General features: G+C 42.5%; 9 protein-coding genes and 1 pseudogene. 2 read left to right on the top strand and 8 right to left on the bottom strand.

Annotated elements, in window-relative coordinates; all coding sequences use genetic code 11:
- A pseudogene (locus tag AC1DXF_RS10175) lies at positions 1–208 on the top strand (hypothetical protein); the annotation flags it as partial.
- Between the two features lie 376 nt (positions 209–584).
- Here AC1DXF_RS10175 and AC1DXF_RS10170 read toward each other — a convergent pair.
- The 5 genes from AC1DXF_RS10170 to AC1DXF_RS10150 form a co-directional block, all read right to left on the bottom strand.
- Positions 585–2,798 carry a bifunctional alpha,alpha-trehalose-phosphate synthase (UDP-forming)/trehalose-phosphatase gene (locus tag AC1DXF_RS10170; protein WP_477448195.1) on the bottom strand — a complete coding sequence of 738 codons (2,214 nt, stop codon included), beginning with the start codon at positions 2,796–2,798 and terminating at the stop codon, positions 585–587.
- 144 nt (positions 2,799–2,942) lie between these two features.
- Positions 2,943–3,422, bottom strand: coding sequence for a hypothetical protein (locus tag AC1DXF_RS10165; RefSeq protein ID WP_477448194.1), 480 nt, complete (start codon positions 3,420–3,422; stop codon positions 2,943–2,945).
- Positions 3,423–3,917: 495 nt separating this feature from the next.
- The gene (locus AC1DXF_RS10160) at positions 3,918–4,397 is read right to left on the bottom strand and encodes a hypothetical protein (RefSeq protein WP_477448193.1); all 480 of its coding nucleotides are present in this window, start codon (positions 4,395–4,397) and stop codon (positions 3,918–3,920) included.
- 228 nt (positions 4,398–4,625) lie between these two features.
- Positions 4,626–5,435, bottom strand: a complete 810-nt coding sequence (locus tag AC1DXF_RS10155; protein WP_477448192.1) for an SDR family oxidoreductase — start codon at positions 5,433–5,435, stop codon at positions 4,626–4,628.
- Between the two features lie 160 nt (positions 5,436–5,595).
- Complete coding sequence (locus tag AC1DXF_RS10150; protein WP_477448191.1) at positions 5,596–6,768, bottom strand: MFS transporter; 1,173 nt, start codon at positions 6,766–6,768, stop codon at positions 5,596–5,598.
- A 269-nt stretch (positions 6,769–7,037) separates the two neighbouring features.
- Here AC1DXF_RS10150 and AC1DXF_RS10145 point away from each other — a divergent pair, with 269 nt between their 5' ends.
- On the top strand, positions 7,038–8,192 hold the full coding sequence (locus AC1DXF_RS10145) for a putative sensor domain DACNV-containing protein (RefSeq protein ID WP_477448190.1): 1,155 nt from the start codon (positions 7,038–7,040) through the stop codon (positions 8,190–8,192).
- A gap of 121 nt (positions 8,193–8,313) precedes the next feature.
- On the opposite strand, the gene AC1DXF_RS10140 is transcribed toward AC1DXF_RS10145, so the two are convergent.
- From AC1DXF_RS10140 to AC1DXF_RS10130, 3 genes are all read right to left on the bottom strand, one after another.
- Entirely contained in the window at positions 8,314–10,899 is a 2,586-nt protein-coding gene (locus AC1DXF_RS10140; RefSeq protein WP_477448189.1) for a BamA/TamA family outer membrane protein, read from the bottom strand.
- Positions 10,900–10,951: 52 nt separating this feature from the next.
- Positions 10,952–13,300: a GAF domain-containing protein gene (locus AC1DXF_RS10135; protein WP_477448188.1), complete on the bottom strand. Its 2,349-nt coding sequence runs from the start codon at positions 13,298–13,300 to the stop codon at positions 10,952–10,954.
- 361 nt (positions 13,301–13,661) lie between these two features.
- Positions 13,662–14,288, bottom strand: coding sequence for a phosphatase PAP2 family protein (locus tag AC1DXF_RS10130; RefSeq protein ID WP_477448187.1), 627 nt, complete (start codon positions 14,286–14,288; stop codon positions 13,662–13,664).
- Between the last annotated feature and the right edge of the window lie 2 nt (positions 14,289–14,290).

Genomic DNA, 14,290 nt, shown 5'->3' with positions numbered 1-14,290 from the left:
CGGCCGGAAAGATTCGGGAATAGCCATAAAAGCAGGTGCCAGAAAGCTGGCTATAGCCTATTACAATACATTAACCAAAGGAACCGCGTACGTGGAGGAGGGAACTAAGCGTTATGAAGAGCAACTAAAGAAAAGAGAGATGGCATCATTGAAAAGATTAGCTAAAAAGCACAATGTGCAACTGGTTGAAAATCAAACTGCTGCATAATGTGTCAATGGCAGGTACGAAGGATCTATCGGCTGTGCATAACCGATAGAAAGGTTCGCGAATAGATCCTTCGTACCTACCCATGACACGTTGAAAAACGGAAGTCATCCCGTCCGTTAGCTAACGGGTCAGGATCCCACAGGACAGGTGGCCCGCATGAAGTACACTTAGCATGTGGGGTGCCGATCCGTTAGCTAACGGACGGCATGACATTGGGGATTAACCGATGTCATTTCCATCTTCAAAATTTCGCGAAATTTTACAACTCAGGATGAGAATTTACTTATTGAACGTCATTTCCCTTTCAGAGTTGACAATACTTTTTACCAGTCATTTGCACATTTGGAATCTGAAATCTGCACATCTGAAATTCGCATTAATCCTGCAAAATTCCTGAATCCTGCCCTACGTATTGTTTGGTGAAGCTGGTCAGCAGTTTTCTTACTTCCAGCGGATTTCGGAGGTAAAATTTAGCTGCCGATAAATTACTGCCTACCTTAATGGTAATGGCGCTATCGGGCAAAGCTTTAAATATGTCCTCGTCGGTGTAGTCATCGCCAAAAGCAATTACAAAGTCGTAGTCTTTACCTTCTGTGAGTGTTAAAGCTGCTTTGCCTTTGTTAATATCCATATTCTTCACTTCCAGTACCTTATCCCCTGCTAACAGCTGTAATCCTTTATCGCTGGCCAGGTACTTGAGGTTATTCATCAACTCCCCTGCCCTAAGCTCGCCCAGGCCAGCCTGGGCCTTTCTGTAGTGCCACACCAGCGAGTATGTTTTTTCTTCAATAAACGAGCCAGGGGTACGGTCTACATAGGTTTCCAGTAATGGATAAATATCTTGTTTCCACTGGTCGGTCAGGCCTGCTATTTTATGCCAGGTAGTGCCTGGTTGTTTAAACCAGGAGCCATGTTCGGCTATCAGGTACATATCTGTATGGTTAAACCACTCGTCCAGGTTTTCATGTTTCCGGCCGCTAATGAGCACTACCTGGTTGGCTGGGTCGTCGGTTAGCTTTTGGATGATGCTGTACAGTTCTTTATCCGGGTTGGCCTGCTCAATGTTTGATCTGAACCCAACCAGCGTACCATCGTAATCTAAAAAAATTATACGCTTTTTGGTCTTACTATAGCGGTTGATGATGGATTGCTCGGTAGTGTTGCTTACATGCCTGGTTTGCAAGGAACGCTGCATGAGTTTAACCTCCTTTAACCGGTCCATAAATATTTTAACCCAGTGCGTAATATTAAATTTAGCCACTAACTGCCGCATAGGGATCATCCGTTTTTTTTGCTCATCCAATGGCATGTTAATGGCCTGTAATATGGCCCTGCATACCTCGCCGGTATTATTAGGGTTTACAATTATAGCATCAATTAATTCTTTAGATGCACCTGCCATCTCGCTCATAATCAGCACGCCATCATCATTAATTCGGCTGGCTACATATTCCTTACTTACCAGGTTCATGCCGTCGCGCATTGGGGTTATCAGGCATACATCGGCAGTGGTATACAAGGCCGACAGCGTTTCGATGGGAAACGAACGATAGTAATAATGTATGGGGCTCCAATCCATAGTGCGGTAAATGGAATTAATATTGCCCACCTTTTTATCTATTTCATCGCGCAGATGCGCATACTGCGGCACTGTATCGCGCGATGGCACCACTATCATGTAAAGGGCAATACGCTCAATACATTCGGGGCATAATTGCAGCAATAATTCAAACGCGGCAAGCCTTTGCAAAATACCTTTGCTGTAATCAAGCCTGTCAACAGACAATATTAGCTTTGTGTCCTTAAAGTTGTTCCTGATCAGTTCTACCTGGTGTTTTACTTCGTCCTGTAACGGTAGCGACGCGTATTTTTTTTCATCTATCCCCATCGGGAACGATTCAACTACAATGGAACGCTCGCCAGTTGCTATGATATTTGATGATGATGTTACCGGCAAAATACGGGTTGTGGCCCCTAAAAAGTGCCTAACATCGTCAAAAGTATGCAGGCCAATCAAGTCGGCGCCAAGCATTCCTTCTAATAATTCCGACCGCCAGGGAATTAATCTGAACATCTCATGCGACGGGAAAGGGATATGCAGAAAAAATCCGATAGAAACATCGGGCAGTTCGTGCCTTACCAGTGCAGGCAGCAGCAACAATTGATAATCATGAATCCAGATAATATCGCCAGGTTCGGCAACTCTTAGTATTACATCCCTGAATTTCTTATTTACGGCCTGGTAGTAATCCCAGTTTGATTGCTTGTAGGTGGAATAGGTAGATGCATAATAATGAAAAACGGGCCATAAAACCTCGTTCGAGAAGCCTTCATAATATTGATTGATCTCTTCCTGATCCAGAAAAACGGGTACCAGGCTTAACTCTTTTAGCTGCTGGGCTACAGCATCCTTATCCTGCTGTTCGGTAATTTCGACACCGGGCCAGCCTATCCATACATTATCACCTTGTTTATAAATTGAACCTAAACCTGTGGCTAATCCTCCCTCGCTTGATGATAAATGGTAGTCGTTATCAGTTTTAGAGATTTTTACGGGCAACCGGTTAGATACGATAATGGTCTTTGGCATAATAATTATAAAATATATTAACTAATACTTTATAAAGGTATAAACAGCCAAGTTGTTTGATAAAATCTAATTATTACAATTATCATAAAATAAAAAAGCCACCCCAATAAATTGGGATGGCCTGTATGAGGGTATTTTTGTGAATTATTTCACTTGTTGAAAAAACTCAAGGTTTGCTTGTTGGGTTATCCTTACAAGCACTTCGTGTTTGTCGTTTTTAAGATCAACAAAGTATGAAGTAGCATCGATGTTTGCATTAACATCGGTGTTAGCCTGGTAAACAATTACTTCGCCAATTTCGTAACCAGCGTATTCTTTGCTGATTTGTTTCATTGTTTTGGCAGGGATAGCTTTAGTGTCAACGCGTTGGGTTACACCAAGGTACTCACCGCTAAGGTTGTAAAAAGCTGTTTTACGTACACCATCAACAGTGAACGATGCTTTTTGGCAATTTTTAGTTACTGTCCAGTTTACATCTGTTGCATCAGCAAAGTCAACAGTAAAACCATGTAAAGCTACGTATGATACGTTTGTACCACCATCAGATTTTTTACCACCATCGGCAGCGAATACATTAACGCTTAATAAAGCGGCAATTGCGGTTGTTAAGAATATCTTTTTCATGTTGTGTTAAATTTTAAATCCATAACAAAAGTATGCTATTGTTATCAATTTGGCAACTAAAATTTAATTTTTATGAATATTTAATAATAACAGTCAATTTGACGTATAAAATTTAATTTTTCGCAATTAGCTTAGTGTATAATTTACAATATCTAAAAGAAAAAATGACACATAAATCGGTTTAGCTAAACTAAAACCTATTAAGCTCTTGGCTGGTTGACTACCCATGACATAGTTAATTTCCCTGTCATCCAGAGGTACGAAGGATCTGTCAGCTATGCATGACCGATAGAAAAATTCGCGAATAGATGCTTCGTTCCTCAGCATGACAGTCTTTTATTTTTTACCGTCATTACCCTTTCAGAATCCGCGGGTTTTACAACAAGGACAACATTTAATTTATTTGAATCCTGCGGCGCTAAATCTGTTGAAATAAAAAAAGCCACCCTGGAATACCCAGAATGGCTTGTAATAGTTGTGATTTTTTTAAGGAATTTATTTCACTTGTTGAAAAAACTCAAGGTTTGCTTGTTGGGTTATCCTTACAAGCACTTCGTGTTTGTCGTTTTTAAGATCAACAAAGTATGAAGTAGCATCGATGTTTGCATTAACATCGGTGTTAGCCTGGTAAACAATTACTTCGCCAATTTCGTAACCAGCGTATTCTTTGCTGATTTGTTTCATTGTTTTGGCAGGGATAGCTTTAGTGTCAACGCGTTGGGTCACACCAAGGTACTCACCGCTAAGGTTGTAAAAAGCTGTTTTACGTACACCATCAACAGTGAACGATGCTTTTTGGCAATTTTTAGTTACTGTCCAGTTTACATCTGTTGCATCAGCAAAGTCAACAGTAAAACCATGTAAAGCGATGTATGATACGTTGGTACCACCGTCAGATTTTTTACCACCATCGGCAGCGAATACATTAACGCTTAATAAAGCGGCAATTGCGGTTGTTAAGAATATCTTTTTCATGTTGTGTTAAATTTTAAATCCATAACAAAAGTATGATATTGTTATTAATTTGGCAACTAAAATTTAATTTTTATGAATATTTAATAATAACAGTCAATTTGACGTATAAAATTTAATTTTTCGCAATTAGCTTAGTGTATAATTTACAATATCTATAGCTATAAATAGCAACAAAAAACGGTTTAGCAACTTACTAAACCGTTATATTTACAATTTATTTGCATCAAATTAACCATTATCGGCAAATCCGGGATATAAAGTCATGCCGCCATCCATAAATATGGTGATGCCGGTTATATAATCGGCCTGGTCTGATGCCAGCCAGGCTGCCAGCTTGCCAATATCATCAGGTTTACCAATCCGGTTATAGGGTATCAGGGTAAGCAGTTTATCCAAAGCTTCGGGTGTTTCCCAGGCCGATTTGTTGATTGGAGTTTGAATAGCTCCCGGCCCAATGCCTACTACCCTTATTTTATGGGGGGCCAATTCCTGGGCTATACTCTTCATAAACATACTGATACCACCTTTGCTTGCCGCGTAATTAACATGCCCGGCCCACGGAATTACTTCATGTACACTGCTCATACAAATGATCTTGCCGGCGGCCACGCTCCTTTCTTCTACCACTCCCCTGCGGATAAATTCTCTGGCGGCTTCGCGCGAGCATAAAAACTGGCCGGTAAGGTTAACGCTGATCACCTTATTCCAATCGTCTAACGTCATATCCACAAATTTGGAATCTTTTTGCAGCCCGGCATTGTTTACTAATATATCTATGGTATGATATCGGGCAAACATTTGCGCAAACATGACTTGTACTTCGTTTTCATGGCTTACGTCGGCCTGTACAGCAAAAGCCTCGCCGCCTGAAGCTATTATTTGCTCCACAACGTCCTCGGCGGCATCATGGTTATGCGCGTAATTGATTACTACTTTGGCGCCTGCAGCGGCCAATGCCAGGGCAACGCCTTTGCCTATACCACTATCGGCGCCTGTTACCAGGGCCGATTGATCTTTTAACGATGGAGTTTGATTCATGCTAACATTTTTATTATTCAATATAACCAATAAAATTGCGGGAATAATGTTTTGACACGATTGAAGGATTTTGCAGGATTTTTCTGTCTAAACCGGGAAGCTTGATTTTCGAATTTGAACCCTTGTCCCGCCGCTATTATTTGGGCAACGTCCAAATGAATTATGCTAAAACTTCGTCGGGTTCGGTTTCTTCTTTGATGCGGGCTACCATCATTATAATAAGTGCGCCAAAGCCCGATACTATACCAAAGGCCCAGCGTAAACCTGCGGCTTGCGCTACAAAACCTACAAATGGAGGGATTATTAAAAAACCAAGATAGCTTACGGTAGATATAGCCGCCAGCGCCTGCCCGCTTTTTAGTGTTTTGGATTTGCCGGCCATACTGAATACCAGGGGCACTACACACGAAATACCCAACCCAACCATAGCGTAACCGATAAAAGCGGTATAGATGTAAGGCAAAAGCACAGCCATTAAAAAGCCCAGTAAAATAAATATGCCGCTAAAATTGAGTACTTTTTTAATACTGGTGGCGGCCACTATTTTATCGCCGGTAAAGCGGCCAAGCGTCATGAAAAACATGTACACTACAAAAGCTGCCGTCGAGGTAGCTTTGGAGGCATGCAGGGCTTTTTGAAGGTAAATGCTGCTCCAATCATACATCGTGTTTTCGCAGGCCATGCAGGCAAAAGCGATGAGCGCGAATTTGAGGAGATCTTTATCAGGGAACGAGAAAACGGTAGTACTGCTTTGTCCGTATGGGGCCTGCTCCAGCGTGCTGGGGTAAGACCAAAGTGTAAGGATAAAAAGGACAACGCTTACACCAATAAGATGATAGGTTGGCAAAACGTTAAAATAAACCATAATATAGCCAACCGCAGCACCGGCGAAACCCGCCAGGCTCCAGATGCCGTGAAAAGTAACCATGATAGGTTTATCATACATAGCCTGCACACCCACCGCCTGCGCGTTTACTGTTATAGCTATGACATTACGCGTGGAGCCTATAAAAAACAATACCAAAATAAGCTCCCACATATAAGCCGTAAAACCCGGCAGGCAAAGCAACAATGTAAATGCTGTTACACCCCCAAACATGATACTACGGCTGCTAAAATGCCTGAGCATTTTGGAGGTGATGGGCATGGTAAGCATCAGGCCAATTGGCAGGGCAAATAATACTGCGCCCAGTTCCGCTTCATTTAAATGTAGTTGTTGCTGCAAAGAGGGAATGCGCGATGCCCAGGACGAGTAACCAAACCCGGAAATAAAGAAGAAAATACTGATGCCGGTACGTAATTTAGCCCTGTTAGCAACACTGGTGTTGTCCATGCCGCAAAAGTAAAAATAAATTATTTGCCCGCCGGCTGTTTAAAGATGCGGCTCAAATTTCCCGACGGGATACCAACAGGTACGAGGCAATTATGTTTTGCGGGAAGCACCGCGAAAAAGCCTGGCAAGTATTTATAAAGCGGATATACCTCAATTATCCGCCGATTGCAATTTTGAGGCATTTGTTTGTGTTGGCGGCTTTTATGACCTATTTTTGGTAGACAATCTTTTTAACCGGCCACACAGGCAGGCATCATCTTAAAAACAGCATGGAATCAAGGACAGTTACCTCTGAACCAACATATAAAGCAGCCCGCAAAATTGCCCCGGCAATTGAACGGCATTTTAAACATTTTCATTCAATAGCGGCTGATAACCCTGCCGAACTTGGCCTTACGCCTGATGTACAAACCATTGAAACCCTGATAGATTTATCTTTTTGGGCAAGTTTACGCCGCGAAGAAGGTTATTCGCCAAAGTTTACGCTTGCTTTTTTGCCGCCCGAAAGTGCCGGGCAACCTTTATTGTTTGGCCATAAAATTAAGCTGGCGCCCAATATCCTTACTAAATTCGCGTCGGCAGTACAGCAGCCGGGCATCCACCTCGGTGTTTGTATAGAGGATGGTGAACTTTATGTTTGGGGAACAACCCTGGCCATACCCGCCTATTGCTTTGTTTTGGAAGTAATTGAGCCGGGCCTATTGGTGATAAAACACCGCCGGGTTGATGGCTTTGGTAAATTTTTAAACATTGCCATTTTAAAAGGCGATGAAATAAAGGTTGTTGATGAAAATGGATCTACCCTATCCGATTGCCCTAACATACTTACATCAATGCTTGATTTTACCCTGCCATCGTCATGGAACGACCCGGTGAATGTGCTGGTACAGTTAGCTGCATCAATGCAGGCCCACAAACGCGGCGGCATTTTATTGGTGGTGCCATCCGGCAGCGACGACTGGCTGGAATCTATCATCCAGCCTATCTCCTACCCGGTTTCCCCGGCATTTTCTGGCCTTACCGATTTGATGATACACCAGGGGATTGAAAAATATCATACGCCCTGGCAGGAAAAATTGCGCCGCGCTGTTGATACCATTGGAGGGTTAACATCCATAGATGGCGCAACAGTAATTAACGATAAACATGAATTACTGGCCTTTGGGGCCAAAATAGGCCGCTCCTCAAAAAGCACCCGTGTAGAAGAGATTGTGGTAACCGAGCCTGTTGTTGGCTGCTCTACCAGGGTGATCCACCCGGCGCAAAATGGCGGTACCAGACATTTGTCGGCCGCGCAATTTGTGTTCGATCAAAAGGATGCCATTGCATTGGTAGCCTCGCAGGATGGCAGGTTTACAGTATTCGCATGGTCGCCGGTGGTTAATATGGTACATGCGCACCAGATAGACATATTGTTGTTGTAAAGCCTCACCCTGCCCTCTCCAAAGGAGAGGGTTCTTGATTTGCGTGCTTAAGATTTATTTTTTATCTGATGATACTTTCTTTTTAAAGTCCTCTCCTTTGGAGAGGGTTTAGGTGAGGCCTCTAAAACCGCAACCCTATAGTAATATAAGGCAACGATCCTTCTTTTGAAAAGCCCATCACGGCTTCAATTAATACCAACTGTGCCGGTATAACATATAATCCACCGCCGTAACCGTCATGCCATTGATCTGATTTTTCGCCAGGTACCCAAACGCGGCCTACGTCATTAAAGCCGATAACGCCAAATGATCCAGGGAGCAGGTATGATGTAAAATCAAGTACTTTAAGGCGTAATTCGAGGTTATTATAGGCTATTGTTTTACCTGTAAACCTATTGGTATGAAAACCGCGGAAGTTTTGCGCGCCGCCAAGTTTCATTAGCTGAAAATATGTTGCGTTGCCAACCGTAGTGCCAAGGCCGGTCCTGTTGGCTATCACCAATACCGAATCCTGGTCGGGATTAAGGTAAAAGCTAAACTCTGAAAGGATTTGGCCATACGTGTTGTGGCTATTTTTGCTTAAGCCGGTATAGCCGCCAATAGTGGTATTCCATAAAACACCTTTTGTGGGGATGGTTGCCTTGTTGCGGGTATCCAGCCTGGCACTGGCCAGTATGCCGGTATAAAATTTTGTGCCGAACACATGCTGATCGGGGTTGGCCTGGTTATAGCCGCTTAAAAACCGATTGTTGTTATTGGATGCCTTGCTGTTATAATATTGCCCGGCAATACCTTCGCTAAACTGCCAGTTATGATTGGTTTGGCTTAAGGATATGTTGGCCGTAACAAAATCGTAACGGTTACGGTAGTAACTTATTTCTTTATCGCCTTCGTTTTCAAAAACTGTATTGTTGCCTATACCAAAAAAATTACTGAGGTTATGTGGCCCCAATGACCTGATGTTAATACCCAGGTCATTGTTGCCTATGGCTTTCTTCCAGATAGCATTATAAATGAGCATAAATGATTGCCGGCCCAGGTTATAATTAACCAAAAATTCATTTCTGAAGCCATAGGGCTCTTTACGGAAGCCTTGTTTCTCGTAAGAAAAACCGCCTATCAGCGAAATTCCTAAATCCGGACTGTAGTTGGCCAGTACAATAGGCTCAAACCTGTCAAATTTAAAGCTCTTTTTATCGTATTGGTTTACCGTTGTATCCGTAGAAGTACGAATCTTCGCATCCGAAGATGATGGTAACTTATTTTGCCGGTCCGACCGGTCATATACATACAGATTGCTTTTATTGTGCAAGTTTTTATCTACATAAAAACTATCTACCCCATCACCGCCAACCATACGCACCGTTATAGGTGATGGATTGCTGCCTGTAACCACAAACTGGTCGTCGCCTGCAAAACCGTATAGCCTTACTTCCTGGGTTACATCCGGTTTAAAGGTGCGTTTGTAGGTTATTTTATCAACGCTGCCATCTTTTTTAATTTTGTTGATAGTGACGGTAAGGTTGCCGCCTGCTTCGTTGCTAATAGTAAACCTATCTGTTTTATCGCTTGCCGGTATCTCTACCTGTTTGGCTATAAAACGGTAGTATTCCATAGCCTGCTTATCCAGTATGTTCCTGCGGGCAATCATTTTGCCGATGATTTCGGGGCCCGATAGTTTGTAAATGGTGTCGGGCATCCGTTTAACCGCGCTTTTTATCAGGTTGTCGGTTAGTTTGTTTTGCACAAAGGCTATTTGCTCTTTCCAGTCGTCTTCGCTTAGGGCATTCAGGAAATAACGGTCAAAATACCGGGCGTTAAAATTCCAGCCATTGATGTCCCTTATTTCGCCGCTGTAGCCCTGGAACTTTGATTTGAGCCATTGGTGCGCCACTATCCACGGAAACAGCCCGGATGTTTTGTAATAAACCTGGTCGCGGTCGCGCGGAACGGGTTCATAAGTAGTCCCTTTTTCGCCTTCCAGTTTTTCCCAGCGCCATTGGTCTTCGTGCCGGTCCCAGTCGCCCAGTAACATATCCAGCAGGCGGGCGCGCAATACTGTTTTTTCATCAACCCGGTTATCATTATCATCCTGAAGCTTACGCTGCACCTTATCGGTGTTGTCGGTTTTTTCGGCATCCAGCGGCTCCCTTTCTTCAAACAGGAAAACCTGGTTTGCAAAATCTTTCCGGTAATCGCCTAAAGCGGGGTCATCGGGCACATAAACAATTTCGGGATTGGAGTGTGGTATGCCCAATGCCGCAGCCAAAGGCGGCACCGTTAAAGCCGAAAACGGGTGTGCGGCTGATACCTGGTCCTGCAGGATATCTTTAGCTACAGTTTGCCGCAAATTTGGCGGCAGTCCTTTTTCGGGATATTTTTGAATAGTTCTTAACACCCATTGCTGCCCGGTTGGGTCTTGCAGGCGCAGTGATTTGGTTTGCTGGCCCCCTCCTCTTTGAAGAATTTTTAAGCCCCCTTTTTCGGCCGACAGGTGAAAGACGCGTAGGTTTACCGGCGTTGCCCATAGCTTCCGGTAATTTTCGCCAAGGAAAAAACGATGTGTGCCGCTCACTTTATTATATTCCGGCTCAATAACCAGTTTAATGCTATCGCCCGGCGCTTGCGCATGGACATTAATTGTACATATGATTGCTGATAGCAGCAATAAATTTTTAACCAACTTTTTGAGGCATGTAATTTTCAAAGTGATAAGCTAATAATGCATAGTACACAATAGTTTAATACACAATTTTGTTTTATGATTTAAATTCATAATTCACCCCTACCCTTAATGCTTTTAGCCCGGTAACCCCCTGCAATTCTTCAAGGTCGAGGTATTCAAGATCATTATTCAATATATGCGAATCTTGCAGAAATTTAATGTATTGCTGGTATTCTACTGCTTCATTGGCATTAAAATACACCATGGCTATCTTACCGGGTTGGGTAAGACGTTCAACAGAGCCTGCTATCAATACTTTATCTATACGCTTTTTCACCACTTCGTACCTGATGTTATACGCGCCCTCTACGTCAAACCGCCGTTCGTCATTCCTGAAACTGATCTGTATAGGGTTTGAGTGGATAAAAATAAGCTGGGTAGTTTGCAGCGGGTGCGAAATATGGTCAATTAACGAGTTGGTGATCCTTGCAATTTCGGCCATCGACCGTAATTGCCACAAACGGATGTTTTTTAAGTAAAGCAAATCAAATGCCCTGTATGGCGCAATGGATTGCCCTATATAAATATCATACTCAACCCCATCGGTCCTGAATTTTTCGAAATAACACGGATACGATTCCTGTACTTCATCCTGTGCTACCTCCAGGTAATGATTGATGCTATTATTGATCACCTGCATGGAGTTTTCCAGGTTACGCCTGTTGGCAAATGACAAGCCTGTATCTTCGGACAGCGCGGCAAAATATTTATCTATCACCGGTTTTTCGTCAGGATAATTCTGCCTGAAATGCTCCAGGAATGGATTTAGCTCATCCTTTACAAAACCATCCAGCGTAAGCTCGTCGTTTGTGGTAATAAAGCCGCTAACCTTTTGCAGCCATTCATCGCATTTAAATACCAGGTTATCAATAAGGCGCAGGTGGATGTGTTTTTTTAACGTGGTTAAGGTTTTCATAACCAGCGTCAGGAAAGCTTTCAAATCATCCTGCAAGGCGGTGTTGCGCTCAACGGTGGAATTGCGGATATCTATCGCGCCAAATAAGGGGTAAACGTTGTCAAATACAACCGTTTCTATCTCCTGGTTCTTGCGCCTTTTATTGCCTTTTTTAAGATATTCCCAGGCCACTTCGTTAAATTTCCACTGAACAGACGGCTGTAGCGACGTAAACTTGTCCTTAATTACCCGCTCGATGCGGTCATTAAACTGATCGATGCTATTTTGGAGTAATTGCGCTATCAGCGGCATAGCGGTTTGCAGCTTTGATAGCAGCTTTTCATAAAACGCTATTTCTTTGTAGGCATAAACTTCAAGGATACCCACATTTTTTTTATTGTAATAAACAGGGAAAATGCCGTATGATTTAACACCCGATTGTTTCAGCACCTTCAAAAAAGGATATTTTGTCGTTTTTTCGTCGTTAATGAAATTAAAAAATATGGGCTTGGGGTTTTTGTTGTAGTCATCGGCAATGGTTAAAAAGGTTTCCTCGGCCAGGCCATATTCCTTTGCCACCGACATGAGCACGCTTTGCGAACAGTCATCCGTATCAAATATCGGGTGGTTATTTACGGTTAAAAAAGGCATCAGCCCAAACTCAATGGCCGGATCTTCAGAAAGGGTTTTTAATGAACCGATAATATGTTCATATTGCTCGGGTTCGTTGCTGGAATGGTTAACCAACTCGTTCCTGATGCTTTCCATAGCATGGGGCAGTGTAACATCGGTTAAGGTGATTACAGTGAAACCTTCAAATTTAAAATTCGACAACGGCAAAAGCCTTTCAAGCACATCAACTCCCTCAAAATCATTAAGATAAGGCTCAATAACCTCCAGGCTCAAAACAGGTAATTCACCTTTTAATACTACATTAACAAATTCCGAATTTGTAAAAATGCTATAATAACGGGTAAGTTTGGTATCTGGATCTATATAGCTGTAAAGCAGCTCATTACGCAGTATTGTACTAAACCCATACATCCGCTCCAGTATCAGGTTATAAATAAAGCGTTTCTGCCGCTGGGCAAATAGCTCCTGGCCGGGCATATTCATGCCATACAGGCCAGAATGGTGGCTGGAATGAAAATCAAAAAAAGCATCGGTACTGAAAAATATTTTTTCGGGCACGGCAGTGCTCAAGGCCCAAAAAAACTCTTTTTCATTTAAAATAGGTGGCGTAAGTATGCTGTAAATCAATTCCAGCGTCCCCCTGTACATTTCAGCATAATCGGGGTTTACCTCCAGATCAATACAGAGTTCTGTTTCAAATTTATTGAGTACGTATTTGTAAAATTCGGCCTTAAGGGTCTTTTCTGTTTTTACACGCTCTTGTAAATGTGCCACAAAAGGATCAAACGTAAGGCAGGTTTCAACCTGGCAAACATTGCAATCATTTTTACTTATGTTGAGTACCTCGGTGTGCATTTTTTTAAATTACCTTTTATTAAAATCTAATCAAGGTGATTATTGTGGATCCGGCATCGTTCGGAACGCCCCGCAATAATTTTTATAACCACCTGATAAGTTAACTATTCAGGCCTTGTATTCCCCTGCAATTTAACATTTGCATAGCTTTTCCACGCAGGTGATATCTTATTGTTACAACATTACCGGAGAGATTTTAAATTTCACCGGTAAATAATTTCCGTCCATCAAAGGTATAACTATCAGCACTATTGATAAGTAACGGATTTGTAATTAAACATCCTGTATCATTGGCCTGGTGCAAAGTATAACGGTGACCGCGGTCTAAATATAACGAATGACCCCAAAAAAGCTGTGGCCGTTAGTAATGGCCATCATGAATTGCCGTGTTTTTTTTAAACAATTTTTGATTAAGCCAGTGGCCTGCATATGCCGTGCCGATGCCAATAGCCGCGCCTGCAAGCACATCTGACGGATAATGCTTACCCAGGTACATGCGTGAGTATCCTACAGACGAAGCCCATAAATAAGCAGGTACAGTTACATACCATTTATGATATTGTATAGAGATAGTTGCAGCAGTAGCAAAGGCAAGGCTGCTATGCCCCGATGGAAATGACTCGCCATGGGTTGGTGAATTAACAAAAATTTCGTTTGGATACCTATCTGCTGGCCGGGTGCGATTTACGGAGGTTTTAACAACGTAAGTAAAAAGTTCAGTGGCGCCTAAATTAATTACTGCTTCTAAACCATTTTGTTTGGCTGTTTTATTGCCGCTTGCTAATCCGTATATTAAAGTACCAAACGAAGCCGCACCTGCCATGTAATAAGCCGATGTACTTGTATTATGCCAATAAGACGAAGTAGGATTTTGTGGATTAATGCTTTTTAAGATATCCACATCAACATTTTGAGCAAAACACGTTTGATAACCAATAGTGCTAATAATTGTTAATAGAATCGCTACCAGTTTAGTCCTTTTCGTCATGT

It is taken from the genome of Mucilaginibacter sp. P2_A5 (assembly GCF_056404995.1).
This window is presented reverse-complemented; position numbering and strand designations above follow the sequence as displayed.